The sequence below is a fragment of the Streptomyces sp. SGAir0957 genome, from assembly GCF_043523415.1.
Map to the genome: position 1 here is coordinate 260,405 of NZ_CP027293.1, position 23,733 is coordinate 284,137.

General features: G+C 70.9%; 22 protein-coding genes. 7 read left to right on the forward strand and 15 right to left on the reverse strand.

Annotation, left to right across the window (positions count from 1 at the left end; genetic code table 11):
• Positions 1–28 precede the first annotated feature (28 nt).
• Positions 29–961: an NmrA/HSCARG family protein gene (locus C1N81_RS06650; protein ID WP_394427699.1), complete on the reverse strand. Its 933-nt coding sequence runs from the start codon at positions 959–961 to the stop codon at positions 29–31.
• A 101-nt stretch (positions 962–1,062) separates the two neighbouring features.
• Between C1N81_RS06650 and C1N81_RS06655 the strand changes: the two genes are divergently transcribed.
• The gene (locus C1N81_RS06655) at positions 1,063–1,689 is read left to right on the forward strand and encodes a TetR/AcrR family transcriptional regulator (protein ID WP_394427701.1); all 627 of its coding nucleotides are present in this window, start codon (positions 1,063–1,065) and stop codon (positions 1,687–1,689) included.
• A gap of 9 nt (positions 1,690–1,698) precedes the next feature.
• On the opposite strand, the gene C1N81_RS06660 is transcribed toward C1N81_RS06655, so the two are convergent.
• Together C1N81_RS06660 and C1N81_RS06665 are read right to left on the reverse strand one after the other, a co-directional pair.
• Positions 1,699–2,892: an alcohol dehydrogenase catalytic domain-containing protein gene (locus C1N81_RS06660; RefSeq protein WP_394427703.1), complete on the reverse strand. Its 1,194-nt coding sequence runs from the start codon at positions 2,890–2,892 to the stop codon at positions 1,699–1,701.
• A 160-nt stretch (positions 2,893–3,052) separates the two neighbouring features.
• On the reverse strand, positions 3,053–3,886 hold the full coding sequence (locus C1N81_RS06665; RefSeq protein ID WP_394427705.1) for an aldo/keto reductase: 834 nt from the start codon (positions 3,884–3,886) through the stop codon (positions 3,053–3,055).
• Between the two features lie 238 nt (positions 3,887–4,124).
• Here C1N81_RS06665 and C1N81_RS06670 point away from each other — a divergent pair, with 238 nt between their 5' ends.
• On the forward strand, positions 4,125–4,868 hold the full coding sequence (locus C1N81_RS06670) for an SDR family NAD(P)-dependent oxidoreductase (protein ID WP_394427707.1): 744 nt from the start codon (positions 4,125–4,127) through the stop codon (positions 4,866–4,868).
• A gap of 31 nt (positions 4,869–4,899) precedes the next feature.
• On the opposite strand, the gene C1N81_RS06675 is transcribed toward C1N81_RS06670, so the two are convergent.
• The 8 genes from C1N81_RS06675 to dnaK are packed head-to-tail and all read right to left on the reverse strand — an operon-like array spanning position 4,900 to position 13,975.
• Positions 4,900–6,687, reverse strand: a complete 1,788-nt coding sequence (locus C1N81_RS06675) for an FAD-dependent oxidoreductase (RefSeq protein ID WP_394427709.1) — start codon at positions 6,685–6,687, stop codon at positions 4,900–4,902.
• Entirely contained in the window at positions 6,687–6,950 is a 264-nt protein-coding gene (locus tag C1N81_RS06680) for a UBP-type zinc finger domain-containing protein (protein ID WP_394427711.1), read from the reverse strand. The genes C1N81_RS06675 and C1N81_RS06680 overlap by 1 nt, the downstream gene beginning before the upstream one ends.
• A 38-nt stretch (positions 6,951–6,988) precedes the next feature.
• Positions 6,989–7,447, reverse strand: a complete 459-nt coding sequence (trxA, locus tag C1N81_RS06685) for a thioredoxin (protein ID WP_394427713.1) — start codon at positions 7,445–7,447, stop codon at positions 6,989–6,991.
• The gene (clpB, locus tag C1N81_RS06690; protein ID WP_394427715.1) at positions 7,444–10,083 is read right to left on the reverse strand and encodes an ATP-dependent chaperone ClpB; all 2,640 of its coding nucleotides are present in this window, start codon (positions 10,081–10,083) and stop codon (positions 7,444–7,446) included. Before clpB ends, trxA begins: the two co-directional genes overlap by 4 nt.
• On the reverse strand, positions 10,074–10,475 hold the full coding sequence (locus C1N81_RS06695) for a chaperone modulator CbpM (protein WP_394427717.1): 402 nt from the start codon (positions 10,473–10,475) through the stop codon (positions 10,074–10,076). Before C1N81_RS06695 ends, clpB begins: the two co-directional genes overlap by 10 nt.
• On the reverse strand, positions 10,472–11,431 hold the full coding sequence (locus C1N81_RS06700; protein ID WP_394427718.1) for a DnaJ C-terminal domain-containing protein: 960 nt from the start codon (positions 11,429–11,431) through the stop codon (positions 10,472–10,474). Before C1N81_RS06700 ends, C1N81_RS06695 begins: the two co-directional genes overlap by 4 nt.
• Positions 11,432–11,437: 6 nt before the next feature.
• Positions 11,438–12,052, reverse strand: coding sequence for a nucleotide exchange factor GrpE (locus C1N81_RS06705; protein WP_394427720.1), 615 nt, complete (start codon positions 12,050–12,052; stop codon positions 11,438–11,440).
• Positions 12,053–12,061: 9 nt separating this feature from the next.
• Complete coding sequence (dnaK, locus tag C1N81_RS06710; protein WP_394427722.1) at positions 12,062–13,975, reverse strand: molecular chaperone DnaK; 1,914 nt, start codon at positions 13,973–13,975, stop codon at positions 12,062–12,064.
• 481 nt (positions 13,976–14,456) lie between these two features.
• On the opposite strand from dnaK, the gene C1N81_RS06715 reads away from it, so the two are divergent.
• A complete protein-coding gene (locus C1N81_RS06715; RefSeq protein WP_394427723.1) occupies positions 14,457–16,082 on the forward strand; it encodes a PucR family transcriptional regulator in 1,626 nt (541 codons plus the stop codon).
• 39 nt (positions 16,083–16,121) lie between these two features.
• On the opposite strand, the gene C1N81_RS06720 is transcribed toward C1N81_RS06715, so the two are convergent.
• The 4 genes from C1N81_RS06720 to C1N81_RS06735 form a co-directional block, all read right to left on the reverse strand.
• On the reverse strand, positions 16,122–17,234 hold the full coding sequence (locus C1N81_RS06720) for an acetate/propionate family kinase (RefSeq protein ID WP_394427725.1): 1,113 nt from the start codon (positions 17,232–17,234) through the stop codon (positions 16,122–16,124).
• Between the two features lie 146 nt (positions 17,235–17,380).
• Complete coding sequence (locus tag C1N81_RS06725) at positions 17,381–18,046, reverse strand: O-methyltransferase (protein WP_394427726.1); 666 nt, start codon at positions 18,044–18,046, stop codon at positions 17,381–17,383.
• Between the two features lie 145 nt (positions 18,047–18,191).
• Positions 18,192–19,085, reverse strand: coding sequence for an SDR family oxidoreductase (locus C1N81_RS06730; RefSeq protein WP_394427727.1), 894 nt, complete (start codon positions 19,083–19,085; stop codon positions 18,192–18,194).
• Positions 19,086–19,196: 111 nt separating this feature from the next.
• Positions 19,197–20,687 (reverse strand): MFS transporter, encoded by a 1,491-nt coding sequence (locus C1N81_RS06735; RefSeq protein WP_394427728.1) that lies wholly within the window; start codon positions 20,685–20,687, stop codon positions 19,197–19,199.
• 140 nt (positions 20,688–20,827) lie between these two features.
• On the opposite strand from C1N81_RS06735, the gene C1N81_RS06740 reads away from it, so the two are divergent.
• The 4 genes from C1N81_RS06740 to eccD all read left to right on the forward strand — a co-directional run bounded on the left by C1N81_RS06740 (position 20,828) and on the right by eccD (position 23,731).
• Positions 20,828–21,400, forward strand: coding sequence for a TetR/AcrR family transcriptional regulator (locus C1N81_RS06740; RefSeq protein ID WP_394427730.1), 573 nt, complete (start codon positions 20,828–20,830; stop codon positions 21,398–21,400).
• A 176-nt stretch (positions 21,401–21,576) separates the two neighbouring features.
• On the forward strand, positions 21,577–21,942 hold the full coding sequence (locus C1N81_RS06745) for a WXG100 family type VII secretion target (protein WP_394427732.1): 366 nt from the start codon (positions 21,577–21,579) through the stop codon (positions 21,940–21,942).
• A 75-nt stretch (positions 21,943–22,017) separates the two neighbouring features.
• A complete protein-coding gene (locus C1N81_RS06750; RefSeq protein ID WP_394427734.1) occupies positions 22,018–22,332 on the forward strand; it encodes a WXG100 family type VII secretion target in 315 nt (104 codons plus the stop codon).
• Positions 22,333–22,384: 52 nt separating this feature from the next.
• Positions 22,385–23,731, forward strand: coding sequence for a type VII secretion integral membrane protein EccD (gene eccD, locus C1N81_RS06755; protein ID WP_394427736.1), 1,347 nt, complete (start codon positions 22,385–22,387; stop codon positions 23,729–23,731).
• Positions 23,732–23,733: the final 2 nt, after the last annotated feature.

The window sequence follows — 23,733 nt, forward strand, 5'->3', positions numbered from 1 at the left end:
AGTCCGCCCCGGCCGGGGCCGGGGAGGGTCAGAGCACCCGATCCCCGGGGCCGGACACGGGTGCCAGGTGTTCATTCGCCCATGCGGTGAGGGTGGTGAGCGGGATGCCCAACTCCCTGGCGAACGCGGGCCGGGCGGGCTGGAGGACCGCGTTGTTCCACTCGTGTCCGGCTCCCCACTGCGGCATACCCGCGTCGAGGGCCTCGGCCAGACTCATGGAGGGTGCGGTCACGGTCACACCCCAGGCGGCGGACAGGGCCCGCGCGATCTCCTCCATGGTGCGCAGGTCACCGGCCAGTTCCAGTTCGACCTGATGGAACCGGTCGGGGGCAAGAAGGGCCTGCGCCGCGGCCGTGCCGATGTCCCGCACCGCCACCAGGGCCAGTTCGGTGTCGGGTTTCAGTACCGTCAGCAACCCGCCGCGCGGTCCCCGGGGCGCCAGCAGGGGCAGGTTCTCCATGAAGAAGGCGGGCTTGATCACCGTCCAGTGGGCGAAGCCCGCACCACGCACCGCCTCCAGGATCGCCTGCTTGGTGCCGAAGTAGTCGGCCATCGCCGCCCAGCGGCCCTCGGCCCAGCCGGGGGCCCGGGTGTGTGCGCCGACCCCACTGGTCGAGGACTGCACGAACTGCCGCACTCCCCCGGCCTTCGCCGCATCCACCAGGTTGGCGGCCTGGGCGAACTCCCCCGCGAAGTCCACCCCTGCCTCGGTCATCGGCGGCATCTGCACGGAGAACACGGCACGGACCCCCTCGACCGCGGGATCGAGGGAAGCCCGGTCGGACAGGTCCGCCCGCACCAGCTCCGCGCCCAGTTCCTCGATCGCCCGGGCGGGCTTCGACGACGGATCGCGTACGAGCGCGCGGACGGGTATCCCGGCGGCAAGGAGCGCTCGAGCCGTGGCCCCGCCTTGCTGGCCGGTGGCGCCGGTAACCAGGACGGTATCGCTGTCTACGGGCATGACTGCCGCTCCTCGTATACGGGAGAAAGAAAACGGCGGGGCCCGCCGATTTGCCTGCGGCTAGAATATGGCGGGGCCCGCCGTTTAGCAATGAGGAGATCATGACCGGTCAGCGCTCAGACGCCCGACGCAATTACCTGCGCATCCTCGCTGTCGCCGAAGCCGAGGTCGCCGCGCACGGCGCGGAGGCGTCCCAGGAGCGGATCGCCCGCATCGCAGGCGTCGGATCGGCGACCGTGCGCCGCCACTTCCCCACGCGCCGGGCCCTTCTCGAAGCCGTCTTCCAGGACCGCATCGACGCCCTGTGCGAGCACGCCCGCCGGCTGAGTGCGGCCGAGGACACCCGCGCCGCCCTCCTTGAGTGGCTTCGCGCACTCGTCGACTACGCCGTCTCGGCCCGCGGATTCGCCAACACCCTCAGCTTCGAGCCCCCCACCGAGGAACCCTCCCCGCAATCCTGTGGCGGCAAGATCGAGGAGGCCGCAACTCCCCTGCTACGACGCGCCGTCCACGACAACGCGGTCGCACCGCACGTCACCTTCCACGACCTGCTGACCCTTGCCGTCGGCATCGCCCTGGCCACCGAGCACCACAAGGACCCGGGCACCCAGGCCGCCCGCCTCTTCCACCTCACCGTGGAAGGGCTCAGCCCCGAACCGGGCAACACGGAGACGCCGGGGAACTCCAGCTCCTCGACCGGTGACCCGCGCACTCGCAGGGGCGGATGAGGGCGGGCCTCAGGCGGCAATGAGGCCGTGGGGGTCGATGATGAACTTCTCGGCCACTCCCGTGTCGAAGGTCGCGTAGGCGTCGGGGGCGTCGTCGAGGCTGATCACCTTCGTGTTGAGCATCGGGCTCAGGTACGGCATCCGGTCCCACAGGATCGCCATCATCAGCTCGCGGTTGTAGTGCATGATCGGCGCCTGCCCGGCGGCGATCCGCGGCGACTTGATCCAGGCCTTGCCGAAGTCGATCGGGTACGTTCCCTCTTGCTCGGCCTTCGACTTCGCGAGCGGGTCGGGGCCGTAGACGCCGATGACTCCGGTGGCTCCGCCCGCGCGGGTGGCGTCGACCACCTGGTTGATGGCGTAGGCCGGGTCCATGTCCTCGGCCTTGCGGCCGATGCCGTGTGCCTCGTTGCCGACATAGTCGACCGCGCAGTCGACCATGGGTTCGCCCAGGATGGCCTCGATCTGGTCGGTGAGCGCCGCGTCCTGACTCAGGTCGATCGTCTCGCAGCCGTTCTTCTTCACCAGCTCCAGGCGGTCCTTGTGGTAGTCACCGACGATGATGCAGGACGCCCCGAGGAGGCGCGCCGCCGCCGCGGCGCAGCGGCCGACCGGGCCCGCGCCGGCGATGTACACGGTCGAGCCCGGCTTGGCACCGGCCTCCATGAGGCCGTGGAACGCGGTGGGCAGGATGTCCGAGAGCAGCGCCAGGTCACGGATTTTCGCCATGGCCTGGTCCTTGTCCGGGAAGCGCAGGAGCTGGAAGTCCGCGTACGGGACGAACAGGTACTCGGCCTGGCCGCCGGTCCAGTCGCCCAGGTTGAAGCCGTACGCCCCGCAGGACACCTCGGGGTTCGTGGTCTCGCAGACGTCGGTCCGGCGCGCCCTGCAGTTGCGGCATCGGCCGCAGGCGACGTTGAACGGCACGGAGACGAGGTCGCCCTCGCCGAGGAACTCGACGTCGGGGCCGACCTCGATGACCTCCCCCGTCATCTCGTGTCCCATCACCATGCCCTGGGGCACCGGGAAGGACCCCCGGTAGATGTGCAGGTCGCTGCCGCAGATGTTGGTGGCGACGATCCTGAGGATGACTCCGTGCGGGGCCTTCTTCCCGTTCGGCATCTGAAGCTTCGGGAAGTCCAGAGACTCGACGCGCATCTCTTTGGGGTTCTGGAAGGTGACGGCGCGGTTGCTGCTCGCCATGACGATCTCCTCTGCCTGTCCATGGGGGCTCGGCCGCGGGAGTCCCGGCGATGTTTTGGGGGGTTTTGCGACCTCGGTTCTCCCAACGTATGACTGCCCTTCCACGTGTGCACGCCGGAGTCGGCCCCTCTCTGCCCTGCCCTGCCCTGCTGCAGGGGTGTCACAGCATCTCCAGCGGTCCTTCGCTGTCCGGCGGCGGGAACGCCCGGTCCAGGGCCGCGAGGTCCTCGGCGGTCAGCTCCACTTCCAGAGCCGCTCTGTTCTCCTGCACGTGCGCGCGGGAGGACGCCTTCGGGATGGCGATGACATCCTCGTGCCGCAGGACCCAGGCCAGGGCAATCTGCGCGGGCGTCGCACCGTGGGCGGCTGCCACGTCCCGCAGCGCCTTGTGGCCGAGCAGGCAGCCCTGCTCGACCGGCGAGTACGCCATGACGGGGATCGACAGTTCACGGCACTTGGGCAGCAGGCTGTACTCGGGCCCCCGACGGCTGAGGTTGTACAGCACCTGGTCGGTCTGCGGCACGGCTCCGGGCGGCAGGTCGGCGAGATCGTCCACGTCCAGGTTGCTCACGCCCCAGGAGCGGATGGCGCCCTCCCGCACCAGGGACTCGAACGCCTCGACCGTCTCCTCCAGCGGCACGGCTCCGCGCCAGTGCAGCAGGTACAGATCGATCCGGTCCGTGCGCAGACGACGCAGACTCCCCCGGCATGCCTCGGCCACGCCACCGGCGTCCGCATGGGAGGGGAGCACCTTGCTGACCAGGAAGACCTCGTCCCGCCGTCCGGCCACCGCCTCGGCCACCACTTCCTCCGCCGCGCCGTCCCCGTACATCTCGGCGGTGTCGACGAGGGTCATCCCGAGGTCCAGCCCGGCGCGCAGGGCCGACACCTCGGCCGCGCGGCGTCCGGGATCCTCCCCCATCCCCCAGGTGCCCTGACCCAGCGCCGGGACCGCGGCCCCGCAAGGAAGGGTGACCGTCCGCGGATCCGCCATGGCTGCCTCCTGGATGTAACGGTGGCCAGGACCGACCACCAACTGCTCGACATTCTCAGCTGAACGCACCGAAGGGGCTCCGGCCCGCGATGGCGCACCGGAATCCTCCAGCGGGGTGACGCGTCCGCTGTTGCGGTGAATCGGCGTGTGCTGGGGGTACGCAGCGACAGGGGCGGGCTGAGACGTATGCGGGCCACGCCACCCCGGCCAGGCCGGTTCTCGAGACAGAGGTGATCCGATGAAGGTGCTGGTGACCGGCGGGACGAGCGGACTCGGGCTTGCCATGGCGTCCGCCCTGGCCGCGGCGGGCGCCACCGTCGCCCTGACCGGGCGGTCCGGCGAGCGTGCGGAGTCCGTCGCCGCGGGACTGCCGGGGGCGAGCGGCGTCGAGATGGACGTGCGCGACGAGGCGTCGGTGGCCAGGGCCGTCGAACGCGTGTGGTCGCGGCTCGGCGGCGTCGACATGCTGGTGAACAACGCGGGCATCGGCATGCGGACGGTCAACCCGCGCTTCATGACAGAGCCGCAGGGCTTCTGGGAGGTACCGTCCGACGCCTTCCGCGCGGTGATCGACACCAATCTGACCGGCTACTTCCTGGTCGCCCGCGAGATCACGCCGCGGATGCTGGCATCCGGCGCGGGCCGCATCGTCAACATCTCCATGAACCACTCGACGATGTCGCGCGCCGGTTTCGTTCCCTACGGGCCGTCGCGTGCCGGCAGCGAGGCGCTGTCCCGCATCATGGCGGCCGACCTGCGGGGCACGGGCGTCACCGTCAATTTGCTGCTGCCCGGAGGCGCGACGGTCACCGGGATGCTGCCCGAGGACGTCGTCGCCGAGGGCCACGCGTTTCTGAGCCCTGCGGTGATGGGCCCGCCCATCGTCTGGCTGGCCTCCGACGACGCGGCCGGCGTGCATGACGAGCGCATCGTCGCCGCCGAGTTCGGGCAATGGCTGCGCGACCGGGAGAGCCGAAAGTGAGGACGTGAGCGCGCGCGGGGCGCCCGCAAGCTCAGCTTGGAGACGCGGAGCCGCCCGGCGCGGGGTGATGTCCCTCGGAACCGGCGGATGCCTGGCTTCCCTTCCGTTCGCGGTGTTCGTGCACGAGCCGGATCGCCATGGCGCCTTCGCCGGTCGCCGAGGCCACCCGTTTCACCGAGCCGCTTCGGACGTCGCCGGCGGCGAAGACCCCGGGAAGGGTGGTCTCCAGCAGCAGCGGATCGCGGCCCAGCGCGGCCCACTGATGCGTATCGGCCACCGCCTGGGCGTCGGCGCCGGTGAGGACGAAGCCCTTCTCGTCCAGGGCCAGCACGCCCCTGAGCCAGTCCGTGCGCGGCCGGGCCCCGATGAACACGAACAGGGCTGTGGCCCGCAGCTCGCGGCGCTCGTTCCTTGTGTTGTCCTCGACTGTCAGCGACTCCAGTCGCTCCTTCCCCTCGACTTCCCGGACCTCGGTGTGGAGCAGTACCTCGATCTTGGGGTGCTGCTCCACCTGGTCCACCAGATAGCGCGACATGTCGGCGCCGAGGTCACCGCCCCGGACGAGGAGGTAAACCCTGGACGCGTGATGGGCGAGGAACAGCGCCGCCTGCCCCGCGGAGTTCCCGCCGCCGACCACGGCGACCGGGTCGGCCTGGCAGAGGCTGGCCTCCTGAACCGTCGCCGCGTAGTAGACGCTGGTTCCTTCCAGGCGGTCGATGCCGGGCACGTCGAGCCTGCGGTACCACACGCCCGAGGTGAGCACCACGGCGCCCGCTCGGACCCGGGACCCGTCGGTGAAGGTGACGGCGTACTCGTCGTCCTGCTGGGTGAGCCCGTTGACCTCCGCCGGGACCATGAGGCGGGCTCCGAACTTGTGGACCTGCAGGACCGCGCGTTCGATGAGCTCGCCCCCGGAGATGCCCGACGGGAAGCCGAGGTAGTTCTCGATGCGTGACGAGGTGGCGGCCTGGCCTCCGGTGGCGACCGCGTCGACGGTGACCGTGGTGAGGCCGTCGGAAGCGCCGTACACGGAGGCGGCGAGCCCTGCGGGGCCCGCGCCGACGACGATGACGTCGCACCGTCCTGCGTCGGGCGAGGGGGCGGGGGCGGGCAGCCCGATGAGCCGGGCGAGTTCGGCGTTGCTCGGATTGCGCAGCACCCTGTCGCCCTTCCAGAGGACCACCGGTGTCTCCTCGGTACGGATGGCGAACCGGCGCAGTAGTTCCTCCGCCTCCTTGTCCTTCTCCAGATCCACCCAGCGGTGGGGCAACCGGTTGCGCGCGGCGAACTGCCGCAGCCGCAGCGTGTCCGGTGAGTAGCACGACCCCAGGATCCGGAAGCCGGCGCCGAGGCCGATGAGCAGATATCTGCGGCCCAGGTAGGCGCGGAGGATCAGGTCGCCGAGGACGGGGTCGCGGCCGACCAGGGTGCGTTGCCGCTCCACCGGTACGGCCAGGATCTCCCCCGCCTGGCGCATCACGGCGGTGTCGAACGCCGCCTGCCCTTCGAGGAGTCCGAGTTCGCCGAGGAACCTGCCGGGTCCGTGCACGGCCACCGTCCGCTCGTCGGGCCCGCCGAGGTCGTCGAGAACTTCGACGGTCCCGCTCAGGATCACCAGGAACTCACGGACCGGCTGCCCCTCCCGGTACAACACCTGGCCCTCGGCGATGCTGCGGCGTTCGCCGTGTGCGCTCAGGTCCTCGACCTGCTCCGGCGTGAGGCGCGGGAACGCTCCGTACCGGTCGGGTGTCTCACCGACCGCACCGTGTTCGTGTTCCTGTTCGTGCTCGTGCTCGTGCTCGTGCTCGGTGGCGTTCATCAGACCAGGGCCTCGTGGACGAAGCACCAGCGCCAGTCCTCTCCCGGCTCGAAGGACCGCACGACGGGGTGACCGGCGGCCGCCGCGTGCTTCCTGGCGTGCTTGAGCGGAGAGGAGTCGCAGCAGCCGACGTGACCGCAGGTCAGGCAGAGGCGCAGGTGCACCCACGGGGAGTTCTCTTTGAGGCACTCCTCGCAGCCTTCGGGGGTGCGCGGGGTCACGGGGCGCACCATCGCCAGGTGGGGGTCGGGAAGCGTGGCCATGAGGTTCTCCTTCGGGGAATGGGCCTGGTCGGCCGCGGTCACTGTGCTGGGGTGGTTCGCCGGCCCTCCAGCGCCTGCTCGACCCACGAGCGCAGGACGTGCGCGGGTGCCGCGCCGGCCTGCCGGGCGATCGTGCTGCCCTTGTCCAGGACGAGGAGGGTCGGCACGGCCTGCACTTCGAAGCGCCGGCTGAGCCGTGGGTTCTTGTCGATGTCGACCTTGGCGAGCTTGATGCGTCCGGCGAGGTCGCGGGCGACCTGTTCGAGGGCGGGGCTGACCATGCGGCAGGGGCCGCACCAAGTGGCCCAGAGGTCGACGACGACGGGCACGGTGGCCCGCTCGACGACCTCGGCGAAGTCGTCGTCGCCCGCGTCCACGAGCCAGGGCAGGGGCTGCTTGCACCGGCCGCACCTGGGGTGTCCCTCGGCGGCCACGGGGATCCGGTTGACGCGCCCGCAGTGGGGGCAGGTCACCGTCGTCGTCCGGGTGGTGTTCACGCCGCCCTCGCTTCCCGGTCCTCGTGCTCCTTGTCGTAGGTGACCACCAGTTCGCCGTGCTCGGCGTCGACGCGCACCGTCGCGCCGTCCTGGACGTCGCCGCGCAGAAGGGCGCGCCCGACCAGCGTCTCGACCTCGTGGGAGATGTAGCGCCGCAGGGGCCGCGCCCCGTACACCGGGTCGTAGCCCTGGTGGGCGATCAGCTCCCGCGCCGCGTCGGTGAGTTCGACGGTGATACGGCGTTCCGCGAGGCGGTGGCGGAGTTCGTCGAACTGCAGCTCCACGATCCGCTCGATCTGCCGCTCACCGAGCGGCTTGAACAGCACGATGTCGTCCACGCGGTTGAGGAACTCCGGGCGGAAGTGTCCACGCAGCTCGCCCATGACCAGGGCGCGGGAGTCCGGCTCGATCTCGCCCTCGGCGGTGACGCCGCCGAGGAGGTGCTCGGAGCCGATGTTGGACGTCATGATGATCACCGCGTTGCGGAAGTCGACGGTGCGGCCCTGCGCGTCGGTGATGCGGCCGTCGTCGAGGATCTGCAGCAGAGTGTTGAAGACATCGGTGTGCGCCTTCTCGATCTCGTCGAACAGCACCACCGAGTACGGCTTGCGGCGCACGGCCTCGGTGAGCTGGCCGCCCTCCTCGTAGCCGACGTATCCGGGCGGCGCGCCCATGAGCCGGCTGACGGTGTGCCGCTCCTGGTACTCACTCATGTCCAGGCGGACCATGCTCTCCTCGGAGTCGAACAGGGCCCGGGCGAGGGTCTTGGCCAGTTCGGTCTTCCCGACGCCGGTGGGGCCGAGGAAGATGAAGGAGCCGATGGGGCGGCGAGGGTCGCGGATGCCGGAGCGGGCGCGGATGATGGCGTCGGCGACGAGCTTGACGGCCTCGTCCTGGCCGATGACGCGCTCGCGCAGGATCTCGTCGAGGCGCAGCAGCTTCTCGCGTTCGCCCTCCTGGAGGCGGGCGACGGGTACGCCGGTCCAGGCGGCGACGATCTCCGCGATCTCCTCCTCGGTGACCACCTCGCGCAGCAGCCGGTTCTGCCCTTGTTTGGCGGTCAGTTGCTCCTCCGCCGCGGCGAGCCTGCGCTCCAGGTCCTGGACGCGGCCGTAGCGGAGTTCGGCGGCGCGGTTGAGGTCGTAGGCGCGTTCGGCCTCCTCCGCCTCGTGGCGGACCTGCTCCAGCTCCTGGCGCAGTTCCTGCACGCGGCGGATCGCCTGCCGCTCGGCCTCCCACTGCGCGTGCCTGGCGTCGGCCTCGCCGCGCAGGTCGGCCAGTTCCTTGCGCAGCTCCTCCAGGCGGGCCTTGCTGGCGGGGTCGGTCTCCTTGGACAGGGCGGCCTCCTCGATCTCCAGGCGGGTCACCCGGCGGGTGATCTCGTCGAGTTCGGCGGGCATCGAGTCGATCTCGGTACGCAGCCGGGCGCACGCCTCGTCGACGAGGTCGATGGCTTTGTCGGGCAGGAACCGGTCGGTGATGTACCGGTGGCTGAGGGTGGCCGCGGAGACCAGCGCGGTGTCCTGGATCTTCACACCGTGGAAGACCTCCAGGCGTTCGCGCAGCCCGCGCAGGATGGAGATGGTGTCCTCCACGCTCGGCTCGTCGACGAGGACCTGCTGGAAGCGGCGTTCGAGGGCGGCGTCCTTCTCGATGTGTTTGCGGTACTCGTCGAGGGTGGTGGCGCCGATCATGTGCAGTTCGCCGCGCGCGAGCATCGGCTTGAGCATGTTGCCCGCGTCCATGGCACCTTCGGCGGCGCCCGCCCCGACGACGGTGTGGAGTTCGTCGACGAAGAGCAGGATGCCGCCCTGCGCGGCCTTGACCTCGCTGAGCACGGCCTTGAGGCGTTCCTCGAATTCACCGCGGTACTTGGCGCCGGCCACGAGCGAGCCCATGTCGAGGGCGAACACGATCTTGTCGCGGAGCCCTTCGGGTACGTCACCGCGGACGATGCGCTGGGCGAGCCCCTCGATGATGGCGGTCTTGCCGACGCCCGGATCGCCGATGAGGACGGGGTTGTTCTTGGTCTTGCGGCTGAGGATCTGGGTGACGCGGCGGATCTCGGCGTCCCTGCCGATCACCGGGTCGAGCCTGCCGGCCTTGGCTTCGGCGACGAGGTCACGGCCGTACTTCTCCAGGGCCTCGTACGCCACTTCGGGGTTGGCGGAGGTGACGCGCTGGTTGCCGCGGACCTGGGTGAGCGCACCGAGGAACGCGTCCCTGGTGATGCCCGCCCGGTTGAGCAGCCGCCCGGCGGCGGTCGAGGATCCCTCCTCGGCCAGGGCGAGCAGGAGGTGCTCCACGGACACGTATTCGTCCTTGAGGCGTTTGGCCTCCCGTTCGGCGGCGTCGAGCAGGCGGCCGAGGCGCTGAGTGACGTAGACCTGGCCGGGGGCCGCGCCGGGTCCTGTGACCTTCGGGCGGCGGGAGAGTTCGTCCTGCACCGCCGTGCGCAGTTCCTCCGGGTCGGCGCCCGCCTGCTGGAGCAACCGCGGGATCAGACCGTCCTCCTGGTCGAGGAGTGCGAGCAGCAGGTGTTCCCCGTCGACCTCGGTCTGCCCCAAGCGGACGGCCGCGGTCTGGGCCTCCTGGAGGGCTTCCTGGGATTTCTGGGTGAGCCGGTTCATGTCCATGGGGGTGTCTCACTCCTCGTGACGCGGCCTCGCAGGGCGGCTTCGAGCAGGCTGATGCGGTCCAGCAGGTCGAGCACCAGGCCGATGGATGCGTAGTTGAGGCAGAGCCCGGAGCGCAGCCGCTGGATACGGGCGAGGACCGCCGGCGTGCCCGGGTCGAACGAGAGGCGCCCCGCTGCGTCCCGTTCCGCGTCGACGAGGCCGAGGGCGACGAACCGGCGGATCAGATCAGGGTGGAGGCCCGAGCGCCGGGCCGCGGTGTGGAGGGAGAGCCGGGGCACGGGTACCCGTACGGGCACGAGCGCGTACCGGACGGCGGCCGGGGCGGGGACGCCGCCGGCGCTTCGTGCGGTGGGGGCGCCGCCCGCCGCTCCCGCGGGTCGGTCGTTCATCGCGTCCTCCTGGGGTCGAAGGAAGAGGTGGCGGCGAGCTCCTCGAACAGTTCGCGCTCACGGTCGCCGAGGGTGGGCGGCACCACGATGCGGATCTCGGCGTACAGATCGCCGTCGGCGCCGCGCGGATGCGGCATTCCCTCACCGCGCAGCCGGAGCCGACGCCCGCTGGAGGACCCGGCGGGCACGGTGACCTTGGCCGTACTGCCGCCGGGGGTGGGTACCGGCACGCTCGCGCCCAGGGCCGCCTCCCAGGGGGCGACGGGCACCTGGACGTGCACGTCGCGGCCGTCGAGGCGGAAGCGGGGGTCGGGCTTGATACGGACCCGCAGGTACAGGTCGCCTCCCGGGGCGTCACCGCTGCCCCGCCCGCCCTCGCCCGCCAGTCGGATGCGCTGCCCGTCGGTGACGCCCGCCGGGACGTCGACCTCGTAGCGCCGCGGCTGCCCGGCGGCGCCCGCGAGAGTGACCGTGCGACGGCCGCCCCGGTACGCCTCCTCGACGGTGAGCGGCAGCTCGGCCTCCTGGTCGGCTCCCGGCACACCGCCGGGGGCGCCGCCTCCTGCGAAGATCGAGCCGAACAGGTCCTCCAGGTCGACGCCGTCCGCCGCGAAGTCGTCGCCGAAATTGGTGGCGTACCGGACCCGGGAACCCGCCGCACCCCCTGTTCTCCTGCCTCGGAAGCCGCCTCCGGCTCCGGCCCCGGCCGCGACCCGTTCGTCGTAGTCCTCGGGGATCTTGCGGAAGTCCTCACCGAAGCGGTCGTAGCGGGCCCGGGTCTTCGGATCCGACAGGACGCTGTACGCCTCGTTGAGGTCCTTGAAGCGTTCCTCCGCTCCGGGGTCCTTGTTGACGTCTGGGTGATACTTGCGGGCGAGTTTGCGGTACGCCTGCTGTATCTCGTCCTGGCTCGCGGTCCGCGACACGCCCAGCACTTCGTACAAGTCCTGCGCCATGACCGGTCACTCCCGTTTCGCGACGGTGACGGAGGCCGGCCTGAGCTGGCGCTCCCCGTCGCCGTATCCCGGGCGCAGCACCTCGACGATCGTGCCGGGCGAGGCGTCGGGGTCGTCGACGACGCCGACCACCTCGTGCCGGGCCGGGTCGAAGGCGATGCCGGTCTCCGCGTGGCGCGGGTAGCCGAGCAGTTCGAGGACGTTCACCGCTTGGTCGCGGACCGCCCGGACGCCCTCCACGATCGCGCCCGCGTCGCTGCCCGCGTGGGTCAGGGCGAGTTCGAGGTTGTCGAGGACCGGCAGGAAGGCGGCGGCCGTACTGGACCGCTCGGTCGCCCGCTCCCGCTCCAACTCCCTTGCGTGCCGCTTGCGTTGATTGTCGAGGTCGGCGAGCGCCCGGCGCCAGCGGTCCTGCAGTTCTTGCAGTTCTTGCATTTCCTGCTCGGACGGTGCCGCGGGGCCGCCCGTCGCGTCGGGGCCGGACTCCCCCGTGACAGGCCCCGGGTCCAGCTGCGGGCCCGATCGCGGAGGGCTCCCGGCGGACGAGGGCTCGACACCCTCCGACGGCGGAACGGGGTGTCCGGACGCGGGCGGACGGGGTTCTCCGGGGTGCATCGGCATGGCGCTTCCTCAGTCCTTGTCGAACTCGGCGTCGATGACGTCGTCGTCGCCGCCACCGCCGCCGCTCGGGCCGCCGCCGGTCGCGCCGCCCCCGCCGGTGTCCTGGCCCGGGCCGCCCGGTGCGGTGGCACCTTGATGGGAGTCGAGTCCGGCGAGCACCTGCTGGAGTTCGGAGGTCAGGGGCCGGACGCGCTCCACGTCGGCGCCTTCCTTGACCGCCGTCCGGGCGTCGGACACGAGCATCTCGGCGCGTGCCTTCTCGTGCGCCGGGGCCGCGTCACCCAGTTCCGCGAGCCGTTTCTCGACCTGGTAGGCGACGGCGTCGAGCTCGTTGCGGGCGTCCACGGCCTCACGGAGTGCCTGGTCCTGGCCCTGGTTGCGCTCGGCCTCCTGGACCATGCGCTCGACTTCACCGCGGTCCAGGTTGGAGCTTTCACTGATGGTGATGCCCTGCTCCTTGCCGGTGTCCTTGTCCCGGGCCTTGACCTCGAGGATGCCGTTGGCGTCGATGTCGAAGGTGACCTCGATCTGAGGTTCGCCCCGCGGCGCCGGCCGGATGTCGGTGAGCTGGAACCGGCCGAGCATGCGGTTGTCGGCGGCCCTCTCCCGTTCGCCCTGGAGGACCACCACATCGACGGCCGGCTGGTTGTCCTCGGCGGTGGAGAAGGTCTCCGAGCGGCGTACGGGGATGGTGGTGTTCCGTTCAATGATCTTCGTCATCACCCCGCCCTGGGTCTCCACGCCCAGCGACAGAGGGGTGACGTCGAGCAGCAGCACGTCCTTGACGTCGCCCTTGAGGACCCCGGCCTGGATCGCGGCGCCGAGGGCCACGACCTCGTCGGGGTTGACGCTCATGTTCGGCTCCTTGCCGCCGGTCAGGCGGCGGACAAGAGCCTGGACAGCGGGGATGCGGGTGGAACCGCCGACGAGGATGACCTCGTCGATGTCGCTCTCGCCGACCTTGGCGTCACCCATGGCCTGCTGGACCGGGCCCAGGCACCGCTCAACGAGGTCGCTGGTGATCTGCTCGAAGGTGGACCGCATGATCGAGTCGGTGAGGTGCTTGGGCCCCGAGGCGTCGGCGGTGATGAACGGAAGGCTGACCTGCGTCTGCGTGACCGAGCTGAGTTCGGTCTTGGCCTTCTCCGCCGCCTCGAAGAGGCGCTGCAGTGCCTGCGGGTCCTGACGCAGGTCGATGCCGTTCTCCTTCTGGAAGCCGTCCGCGAGGTGGTCCACGAGACGCCGGTCGAAGTCGTCCCCGCCCAGATGGGTGTCTCCGGCGGTGGAGCGCACTTCCACCACGCCGTCCCCGACGTCGAGGATGCTCACGTCGAAGGTGCCGCCGCCGAGGTCGAAGACGAGCACCGTCTCGTGCTCCTTCTTGTCCATGCCATAGGCGAGGGCGGCCGCCGTCGGCTCGTTGATGATGCGCAGCACCTCCAGGCCCGCGATACGTCCGGCGTCCTTGGTGGCGGTGCGCTGAGCGTCGTTGAAGTAGGCGGGCACCGTGATGACCGCCTCGGTGACGCGTTCTCCGAGCTGCTTGGACGCGTCGTCGGCGAGTTTGCGCAGCACCTGCGCGCTGATCTCCTCAGGCGCGTACAGCTTGTCGCGCACCTTGAAGCGGGCCTCCCCGCCCTCACCCTCCACGACGTCGTACGTGACCGCCTTTGCCTCCTCGGCGACCTCGTCGAAGTGCCGGCCGATGAACCGCTTGGCGGAGTAGATGGTGCCCTTGGGGTTGAGGATCGCCTGGCGCCGGGCCAGCTGGCCCACCAGGCGTTCACCGCTGTCGGTGAAGGCCACCACCGACGGCGTCGTGCGGTTGCCCTCACTGTTGGGCACGACGGACGGTTCGCCGCCCTCCCACACGGCTATCACCGAGTTGGTGGTGCCCAGATCGATTCCCACTGCCTTGGCCATGAGGAACTCCTCCTCCCGGTGCGGCGGCTTTGGGCCGACTCCCCGGATCAGGATCGTTGCGACGCACTGGAAAGCCGGCCGCGCTCTGCGGCACGCGCATCAGGTCGCGGCCCTTCCTCCGTGTCGGTGCGCACGACGACGGCTCGCGAACACCTCCCACAGTGATGAGCCGGTCGGCCCCACGCCTCGGCCCGGCAAGTCAGACATGCATGCGCCGGATCGTCATAGGAGGATGAACGCGAAGAAGCGGATCTTTCGCACGAGGAACGGTCAGAGAGACAGCCGCACACGCCTTACTGGCCCCCGGACGGCTCTGAGAACGGAGTGGCCCATGGCCGACAGTCGGCCGCATCAGCCTCGCTGCTCCGCTTCTGGCGGCCCGCCGGAGGGCCGCGCCTACCGGCCTCCCGCGGCTGCCGCGCGGAGAGGCCCCCGCCCGCTCGCCCGGGCCCCGGCCGGCCATGTCCGCCACGAACTGTCGATGCTGTTCAGTGCCCTGCTCGACGCCCCTGACGAAGGTGAGATCCTGCGCCTCGCCATGGAGCGCGTGGCCGCCGCCGGACCGTACAGGGCCGAGGCCGGCTACCTCGTGGAAGAGGGTGAACTGCTCCCCGGCTCCGCGACCGGGCCGGTTCCCGCCCCGGCCCTGGTGGGCGTGGTGCGACAGCTCGCCGGGCGAGACGGTCCCGTGAGCGTGCCCGGCAGGCGCTGGGGACGGGCTCTGGGGCTGCGCGGGAGTGAGGGACTGCGCGGCTACCTCGTGGTGACGTCCCGTTCCCGGCCCACCGAGGCGGAGCGCTCACGGCTCGCCGCACTCGTCCGTCAGATCAGCACAGCTCTGTCCCTCGCCTCGGCGCGCCGCCGTGAACGCGAGGCGGTGTCGGAGTCGCACCGGCTGAGGGCGGACCGCGCAGTCCTGCAGCGGCAGCTGATCTCCGTCGTGGCCCAGCTGGGCCATCAACGGGCCGTCCACGCGCTCATGGCCGACGTGGCCGCCTCGGACGGCGGAGTGGACGGCGTCACCGACGCGTTGCACCGTCTCACCGGACTCCCCTCTCTGGTCGAGGACCGTTTCGGCCGGCTACGGGCCTGGGCGGGGCCCGGACGCCCCGCTCCCTATCCGGAACCGGATCCCGTGCGCCAGGACGCAATGCTGCACGCCGTCGCCCGGGAGGCCGGGCCCGTACGCATGGACGACCGGCTGATCGCCCTGGTCCGCCCCCACGGCGAGATCCTCGGCGTGCTGGCCGTGGTCGATACCTCGGGTGAGGCCGACGCACACACCGTGTTCGCCCTGGAGCACGCCGCCGCGTCGCTCGCCCTGGAGCTGACACACCTGCGCAATCTGGCCGAGGTGGAGCTGAGGCTCCACCGCGATCTGGTCGACGACCTCCTGGCGGGGACGGACGCCGCGAGCGCCTACGCCCGGTCCGAGGCAGTCGGCCACGACCTGCACCGCAGCCACTACGTCATCGTCGTGCAGTGGTTGGACCAGGCCGTGGACGACTCGTTCGCCCGGACCGTGAACCGGGCCGCCACCGCCTTCGGTATGCGCGCGCTGCTGACCCAACGCTCCGGCCACGTCGTCCTGATCGCCGACGGCAGGCCGCCCGCTCGCGCACTGTACGAGGCGCTCGCCCGGGAAACCGGGACACAGTCGGGGACGATCGGGGTGAGCGCCCTCTCCGACTCCGTGACCGACATCCCGCGCCGCTATCAGGAAGCACAGCGCGCCCTCGAAGTACGCCTCAATTCCCGCGAGCGGTACGGCACGACCTTCTTCGACGAGTTGGGCCTCTACCGCATCCTGGGGCCCGGCACCGATCACCAGGAACTGGAGACGTTCGTCCACGAATGGCTCGGGCAGCTCATCGGCTACGACTCCCGGCATCACGCGGCCATGGTCGAGACCCTCTCCCGGTACTTCGAGTGCGACGGCAACTACGACGAGGCCGCCGCGTCTCTCGGAATCCACCGCAGCACGCTGCGCTACAGACTGCAGCGCATCCGCGAGATCAGCGGCTACGATCTCGCGAACGTCGAGTCCCGGCTCAATCTCCAGGTGGCGACCCGGGTCTGGAAGATCGTGCTGGGCGGATCCGGCTGATGGGCCTTGCCGCCGGTGAGGCCGTGGCGTGCGGCCCGCTCAGCCCCCGGGCAGGAGAGCCCGGGTCTCCAGGTCGATCTGCCGAGCCTCCCCGGTGGGGACGACCACGACAGGGACGCGCGCATCGGGCGCGCTGACGATCTCGGGCCGCTCCGCGACCACGGGGCGCAGACCGCCCGTGAGGCCGAGTACGGACAGCCGGGCGCACACTTCTTCACGCACCTCGGGCTGATCCTCACCGATCTCACCGGTGAAGACGAGGGCGTCCAGACGGCTCAGGGACGCGGCCATTCCGCCGATACCGCGACGGCAGTGATGGGTGAACACGTCAAGGGCGAGTGCGGCACGCTCGTCGCCCGCCGCACGGCTGCGGACCAGGTCACGCGTGTCGCCCGATGTGCCGGAGAGGCCGAGGAGACCCGACTTGTGGTTCAGGGCGTCCTCGATCTCGTCCGCCGACACGTTCTTCCGTTTCAGCAACCAGGTCAGCGCGCCGGGGTCGACGCTGCCGCTGCGACGGCTCATCACCAGACCCTCCAACGGCGTAAAGCCCATCGTCGTGTCGACACTGCGCCCCTCGCGCACGGCGCAGGCGGAGCAGCCGCCGCCCAGGTGCACCATCACCAGGTGCAGCCGGTCGGGGCGGCGGCCGAGGAGTTCGGCGGTGCGGGCCAGCGCCCAGGCGTACGACAGGCCATGGAAGCCGTAGCGGCGCAGTCCATATTCCTCGCGCCAGCCAACGGGTACGGCGTACTCCCGTGCGGCGGCGGGCAGGCCGGAGTGGAACACCGTGTCGAAGCAGACCACGTGCGGAACCTCGGGCAGCAGGTCCCGGGCCGCGTCCAGAACGGTCAGCGCCGGCGAGACGTGCAAGGGCGCGAGGTCTGCCACCCGGTCCAACCGGGCCCGCACATCGTCATCGAGCAGTGTGTGACCGCGCATCTCGGAGCCGCCGTGGACGATGCGGTGGCCCACGGCGGCGGGAGCCGGCCCTTCCTCCAGCAGCTTCCGCAGCGATCCGCGCGCGCTTTCGCCGGGAGGAGAGTCGCTGTGATGTTCGTTGAGGACCTCACCGTCGTCCCCGAACAGGGTCAGGCGCAGACTCGATGACCCCGCGTCTGTCACCAGTACGGGGCCGGTTCCTGTGCGCACGCGCCGATCCTCTCCGTCGTCCTGCCACACGCTCCGGAAGAGGCATCTTGACGCTCGTACCGGGCTTCGATGCCCCGCCACCGAGTACCCGATGCGATCACCCAGGAAACGGGACATTCAGGGGCGCGTCCGGCCCGCCTCCCCACCTACAGGCGGCAGCTGATCTCCAGGCCGTCCTCCACGGGGAAGGTGACGCTGTGGTAGCCGTTGGCCGTGTCCCGTACGTGGTCGAGGTAGGGGGCCAGGTCGGGGAGATCGACGTCGTCGGCGACGACGAGGGTGCCCGGTGCGAGATGCGGCTCGAGAAGTCGCAGGACGGGCAGGCAGAGATCCTTCCATCCGTCGAGGAAGAGGAAGTCGACGGGGGTCTCCAGCTCGGCGAGGGTTCGCAGGGCGTCGCCCTCCAGCACGGTGATCACGTCGTCGAGGCCGGTGGCGGTGAAGGTGTGACGGGCGGCCATCGCCTTGGTGCGGCTCATCTCGGTGGTGATGACGTGCCCGGCGCCGTTGTCCCGTACGGCGGCGGCCAGGTGCACGGTGGAGATGCCGTACGAGGTGCCGAACTCGACGATCCAGGCGGGCCGGGTCGCACGTACCAGGTTGTAGAGGAGCTTTCCCCCTTCGGCGGAGATCGGCATGTAGATGTCCTGCGCCGCGTCGGCGAGTTGCTGGGCCGTGAACGCTACCCGGTCGGTGTGGTACTGGGCGTCGAGACGCTGTGCGGCCTGCCCGTCGCGGTCCGCGGCCTCGAACATGCGGGTCAGAGCAGCGGTGACGCGCGGCTCGGCAAGTGTGAGGGGGTAGGTGGTCATGAGGTGGTGCTCCTTGGGTGTTGGGGGGGAGGGCGGGCGCCCCGGTGCTTGAGGCACCCGGTGCTTGAGGCACCCGATGCGTGCGGCACCCGATGCGTGCGGCCCCCGGTGCATGCGGCACCCGCCCTTCGTGCTGCTGGTGGTGTCAGGCCGTGTAGGCGCCGGCGTCGATGTCCTCGATGAGGGTGGGGCCGGTGGGCTGCCACGACAGGAGTTCGCGGGTGGCCTTGCTGCCGGCGGTCATGGTCGAGGCGAAGAAGTGCCCGACGAAGCCGAAGTGGGATCCGGCGTCCTCCGGTGCGACGGAGGTGACCGGCAGATGGAGGCTGCGGCCGATGGCTTCGGCGATCTCCTTGGTGGTGACGCTCTCCTCGGCCACGGCGTGCAGGCGCGTTCCGGCGGGGGCCTGTTCCATACCGAGGCGGATGAGACGGGCGGCGTCCTTGCGGTGCACCGCCGACCAGGCGGTGGAACCGTCACCTATGTAGCCCGAGGCGCTCTGCTTGCGGGCCGCCGCGGTCAGGAAGTTCACGAAGCCCCAGTCGCCGGGGCCGTGCACGCTCGGCGCGAACCGTACGATCACGGTCCGCACGCCCTGGGCGACGTAGTCCAGGGCGAGGTTCTCGCTTCCGCCGCGGTTGGAGTGCGGGCCGACGGCGGGCGAGGCATCGTTTTCGGTGGCCGGTCGTCCTTCGACGAGGCCGGACAGCGCGGATGCGACGAGCAGGGGCCGGTCGCTGCCGGCCAGTGCGTCCCCGAGAGCGGCGACGGCGGCGCGTTCGGCACGGTCCGACTCGGCCGGGTTGCCCCAGTCGTGCTTGTTCGCGAGGTGGATGACGGCGTCGGCCCGGGCCGCGCCGTCCCGCAGCGCGGCGAGGTCGTCCAGGTCGCCCCGGACGGCGGCCGCGCCCTTGGCCGTCAGCTTCTGCTCTCCTTCTTCCGAGCGGGTGAGGCCGGTGACTTGGTGGCCGGCGCTGAGGAGTTCGTCGACGACGGCCGATCCGATCCAGCCGGTCGCTCCGGTGATGAATGCGCGCATGAGTGTCGTTCTCCTTCGCCCTTTGCGGGCTGTGTTGGTGGGAGAGGTGGTGGGGATGCCCCTGGGCCCGGCGTGTTCGCCGCGCCCCGGGAAGGCTGTGGTGGCGCTGCCCTAGCGCATCGCCGTCTTGGAGCCGCGCCGGGCACCCGCGACGACCAGCGCCCCGGCGAGCAGGACGACGAGGGCGGCAGCGCGCAGCGCGGTGTCGGCTCCGCGAGTGAAGGCCCCGGTGATCGCGTCGTGGTCCGAAGGCGCCAGAGCCAGCGCCTCCCTGACCGTGCGTGGGACGGGTGAGTGCGCCTGGAGAGCTGCGGGGAGATGCCGGGTGAAGCCGGCGGTCAGGACGGTGCCGACGACCGCCACCCCGAGGGCGCTGCCCAGTTCGCGGGTCGCCGACTGGAGCCCTCCGGCGATCCCGGCCCGCTCCACCGGTAGGGCAGACGCGATCTGCGCGGTCAGACAGGGAGCGGCGAGCATGATGCCCAGACCGACGACGACCAGTGCGGCCGCGTACACCGGGTACGCCCTGGTGGACGCGTAGGAGAGCCCCACCAGGCCGCCGCTGCCCAGCAGAAATGCCGTGGCGAGCGTGGCGGGTGCCCCGACGCGGCGTATCAGTCCGGGCACGTAGCGGGTGCCGACCAGCAGGGGAACGGTCAGCGGAATGATGGCGAGACCGGTCTCCAGGACGGAGAAGCCGCGCCCGTACTGGAGCAGCGAGGCATTGACGTAGAAGAGGCCGAAGTTGCCGAAGAAGACGACCGTCATGCCGAGGCTCGCGCTGCCGAGTCGCGGGTCGCGGAAGAGCCGGGGGTCGAGCATGGGGTGCGCGACGCGCAGCTCGACCAGCACCCAGGACACGCTCAGTATCAGGCCGGCGGCGAAGGCGGTGAGTACGGTGGTGCCGACCCAGCCCCGTTCGGGTCCTTCGATGATTCCGGTGAGCAGGGCCACCACGGCCGCCACGAACAGCAGGGTGCCGGGCAGGTCCACGGTGCGTCGGTGTCGTGGGCTGCGCGGTGCGGATCGTGCCGCCCAGGTCAGGCAGGCGACGGCGATGACCGCGACGGCGACGAACAGCGTGCGCCATGATCCGCCGGTCAGTACCGCTCCGCCGCCGACGTTGCCGACGACACCGCCGATGCCGGAGGCCGCCGCCCAGACCGCCAGGGCGTGGGTGCGGCGTTCGGGGGCGGTGGCGTGCAGCAGGATGCCGACGCAATGGGGCAGGACGCACGCGGCGCCGAGTCCGGTGATGGCGCGGCCTGTCAGCATGACGGCCACGGTGGGCGCGGCGACCGACACGATGGCGCCGGCCGCGAAGACGGCGAGCCCGGTCAGGAGTGTTCCCTTGCGGCCGAGTCTGTCGCCGGCCGCGCCGGCGGGGATGACCAGGCAGGCGAAGATCACCACGTAGGCGTCGACGATCCACAGCAGCTCGGACGACGTCGGCCGCAGGGAGCTCGCCGCCAGGTCGGGAACGGCCAGGTTGATCGCCGCGACGAAGCCGACCACCAGGGCGGTGCACACGCTCATGCACGCGAGGACCGGGCCGGATCTCTGCGTCGGGCGCGCGGGACTTTCCAGCGTGGTGGAAGCCATTGCTCTCGATTCCTTCATGGATGCGGTACGCGAAGCACGGCGCGCAGCGCGGGCCGGACGGCCTTGAAACGCACTTTCGAGGCACCGTGCATCGTTAAGCTAACACATGCGATGCACGGTGTCTCGTTTATAGTGAGAGCATGGTGGAAGGCACTGGCCGCGGACGGCCACGCAGCGAAAGCGCACGGGCTGCCGTGCTGCACGCCGTCGACGACCTGCTGGTCGAAGTCGGATACGCGGCACTGACGATGAAAGGCATCGCGGAACGAGCCGGAGTGGGCCGGCAGACCGTGTACCGCTGGTGGTCGAACAAGGCGGAAGTGCTGTACGAGGCGAGCGTGCTCGACGCCCAGCACGAACTGGCGGTACCTCTCAGCGGAGATGTCCGCGCGGACGTCGAGGCCTACCTCGACGCTCTCGTCACGTTCCTGACGCGCTCCCACGCGGGTGCGGCCTACCGGGCCCTCGTGGGAGAGGCGCAGCACGACCCGGACGTCGCTCTCCTGCTGGCCTCGCGCGACATCATCGGCGAGAGCGCGACGCGGACCGTGGACGCGGCGCGGGCCGCGTGCGGGGCGGCCCTGTCCACGCGGCAGGCGGCCGCACTCCTGATCGGGCCGCCCTTCTTCCTCATCCTGTCCGGCCACGACGCGAACGACATCGACACCAAGGCGCTCGCGGACCAGTTCATGCGGGTTCTGGGGGCGCCCTGAACGCGGCCCCGCATCCACACAGGTTCGCCGCGGACGGGCAGCGCCGCCCTCCCTCGCACGCGTCCCCTGGCTCACCCCCTGCTCAAACGCTGCTCAACCGCGCTCACTCCCTGCTCGCGATCCCCCTCGCATGTTTGACTGCCGCGGGTATCGAGCGAGAGAGGCGGAATCCTTCCATGGCGGACCAGCCTTCCGTGAGCGTGGGTGGGGTCACCTATCGGGTGACTCCTGAGTACCTGGCCGCGGCGTCCGGCAACACGACCACCACCGCGACCGAGATCGCCGGGAAGCTCGCGGAGCTCAAGACGTATGTGACGAGCCTGGAAGCGAGCTGGCAGGGCATCGCCCACAACCAGTTCCAGACCCTGATGGCGGAGTACGACATCTACGCGCGCATGCTGCACGACGCGCTGGAGGGCATCGCCAAGGGGCTCCAGGGCAACTACGTCAACTACAAGGACTCCGAGCAGCAGAACCTCAACAACCTGGCCGCGCTCGGGGAGGACATCCCCAAGGCGCCGAGCGGGACCAATTTCTCCTGAACCGGCCGCGCGCCGCCCCTCCCTCTCCGACCGCACCCCCGGGACCTTCGTGCCCGGACACCCGAGGAGTCGCAGATGCCCGATGTCGATGGCACACCGATCTATGTCGGTGAAGGTCTCGCCGCCGCGGGCGGCTGGCTGAACGCGCGAGCCGGGGAGGTCTCCGACGATCTCCAGACGCTCAAGACGCAGTTGACGCCGCTGGCCGACGCCTGGCGCGAGAGCCAGGCCGCCACCTACTACCAGGACATGCAGAACGAGTGGGACCTGGCCGCCAACGGGCTCTTCGGCCCCGAGGGCGTGCTCGGCCGGATCGCCCACGCCATGCATGTCAACTGGAACAACTACAGCGACGCCGAGTGGTCGAACATGTCCACCTGGCGGCACTGACCCGCACCGCTCGGGCCCTCGTGGCCCCGCTCCCACACCTAAGGAAACGTCTGTGCCCGATGAACGCTGCCGGGTCACCGTGGTCGGTGAACGCAGGCGCGTCGATCTCGCCCTTCCCGCGCAGGCCCCGGTCGCCGAGTACGCCCCCAGGCTGGCGGCCCTGTGCGGTCAGCCCGAGTCCGAGGCGATGCCCCCGGTCTGGTCGCTCGCCGAGGCGGGCGGCGTCCCGCTGGCTCCGGGCGACACCCTCGCGGTGGCCGGCATAGCCGACGGCGCGACGCTCTATCTGCGGGACCGGCGCGCCGCCGAGGCGGGCGACCTCGTCGTCACCGACCTCGACGAGCAGGTGGCCGAGGCGCGCGAGGACGGCCGGCTGTGGAGCCCGCGGCTGCGCGCCCAGTGCGTGGTGGGCGCGGGCCTGGTGGCCATGATCCTGTCCGCGCTGTGGCTCGGCGCCGACCGGCCGGCCGCTCTGGCGGCGCCGGTGTTCGCGCTGGCCGCCGTGTGCGTGGCCTTCCTCGCCTGGTTCGCGCAGCGCAAGAACTGGCCGCTGCCGTCGGCGGTACGGCAGTTGCTGGCGCTCAGCGCCTGCCCGCTGATGGCCTGCGCCGGGCTCACCGCGCCCTTGCACGGACCGGTGCTGACGCCCGTGGTGGTGTCCCTGACCGCCGTGCTCGGCGCGCTGGCCGCGCTCGTGGCGCTGCCGGTGCCGTCGACCGTGGTGCTCCAGTTGTTCACCGTGGTGGTCGCGCTGTTCGTGGTGCCGCTGACGGCGGTGCACGCGGGGTGGACCGGTTCGGCGGCGGTCGTCGCGTTCGCCCTGCTCGTGCTCTGCGGGCTGCTGCCGCGGATCGCCAGCCAGATCGCCGTGCTTGTGCCCTCGGGTCCCGACACCGGAGCCGCGACGCTCGGCGACGAGGACGTGGCGAGTGTGGTGCGGCGCGGAAACGGGCTGCTGACGCTGCTCAGCACCGTGTCAGCCCTCTTCCTCGCGGCGGCGCTGCTCACGCTGAGCGCCTCGCGCGGGGTGTACGGGCTCATCCTGGTGGGCTGCGTCGCGGTCGGGGTGCTGCTCCAGGCCGGGGCCGTGCGGGTGCTGTCCGCGGTGGTGCCGCAGGTGGCCGCCGGGGTCCTCGGCCTCCTTGCCCTCGCGGTGCGGGTGCCGCTGTACATGGCCGACTCCCGTGCGGCGGGTCCGCTGATGGCGTTCGCCGTCGGCGCCGTCCTCGTCGGCGTCGGGATCTTCCTCGCCTTCGGCGCGGCGCTGCGTCCCGTCGAGACGGAGCGCCCGACCTGGCCCGCCGCTCTCGCCACCTTCCTGACGGTGGCCGCCCTGCCGCTGTGCGCGGGGGTGTTCGGGCTCTTCGGCTGGCTCTCAAGCTTGGGAAGCGGTCTGTGAGC

Bases quoted from the DNA above. Each gene is read 5' to 3' on its own strand.
- C1N81_RS06650 (WP_394427699.1), bottom strand. From the start codon at position 961: ATGCCCGTAGACAGCGATACCGTCCTGGTTACCGGCGCCACCGGCCAG.
- C1N81_RS06655 (WP_394427701.1), top strand. From the start codon at position 1,063: ATGACCGGTCAGCGCTCAGACGCCCGACGCAATTACCTGCGCATCCTC.
- C1N81_RS06660 (WP_394427703.1), bottom strand. From the start codon at position 2,892: ATGGCGAGCAGCAACCGCGCCGTCACCTTCCAGAACCCCAAAGAGATG.
- C1N81_RS06665 (WP_394427705.1), bottom strand. From the start codon at position 3,886: ATGGCGGATCCGCGGACGGTCACCCTTCCTTGCGGGGCCGCGGTCCCG.
- C1N81_RS06670 (WP_394427707.1), top strand. From the start codon at position 4,125: ATGAAGGTGCTGGTGACCGGCGGGACGAGCGGACTCGGGCTTGCCATG.
- C1N81_RS06675 (WP_394427709.1), bottom strand. From the start codon at position 6,687: ATGAACGCCACCGAGCACGAGCACGAGCACGAGCACGAACAGGAACAC.
- C1N81_RS06680 (WP_394427711.1), bottom strand. From the start codon at position 6,950: ATGGCCACGCTTCCCGACCCCCACCTGGCGATGGTGCGCCCCGTGACC.
- clpB (WP_394427715.1), bottom strand. From the start codon at position 10,083: ATGGACATGAACCGGCTCACCCAGAAATCCCAGGAAGCCCTCCAGGAG.
- C1N81_RS06695 (WP_394427717.1), bottom strand. From the start codon at position 10,475: ATGAACGACCGACCCGCGGGAGCGGCGGGCGGCGCCCCCACCGCACGA.
- C1N81_RS06700 (WP_394427718.1), bottom strand. From the start codon at position 11,431: ATGGCGCAGGACTTGTACGAAGTGCTGGGCGTGTCGCGGACCGCGAGC.
- C1N81_RS06705 (WP_394427720.1), bottom strand. From the start codon at position 12,052: ATGCCGATGCACCCCGGAGAACCCCGTCCGCCCGCGTCCGGACACCCC.
- dnaK (WP_394427722.1), bottom strand. From the start codon at position 13,975: ATGGCCAAGGCAGTGGGAATCGATCTGGGCACCACCAACTCGGTGATA.
- C1N81_RS06715 (WP_394427723.1), top strand. From the start codon at position 14,457: ATGCTGTTCAGTGCCCTGCTCGACGCCCCTGACGAAGGTGAGATCCTG.
- C1N81_RS06725 (WP_394427726.1), bottom strand. From the start codon at position 18,046: ATGACCACCTACCCCCTCACACTTGCCGAGCCGCGCGTCACCGCTGCT.
- C1N81_RS06730 (WP_394427727.1), bottom strand. From the start codon at position 19,085: ATGCGCGCATTCATCACCGGAGCGACCGGCTGGATCGGATCGGCCGTC.
- C1N81_RS06735 (WP_394427728.1), bottom strand. From the start codon at position 20,687: ATGGCTTCCACCACGCTGGAAAGTCCCGCGCGCCCGACGCAGAGATCC.
- C1N81_RS06740 (WP_394427730.1), top strand. From the start codon at position 20,828: ATGGTGGAAGGCACTGGCCGCGGACGGCCACGCAGCGAAAGCGCACGG.
- C1N81_RS06745 (WP_394427732.1), top strand. From the start codon at position 21,577: ATGGCGGACCAGCCTTCCGTGAGCGTGGGTGGGGTCACCTATCGGGTG.
- C1N81_RS06750 (WP_394427734.1), top strand. From the start codon at position 22,018: ATGCCCGATGTCGATGGCACACCGATCTATGTCGGTGAAGGTCTCGCC.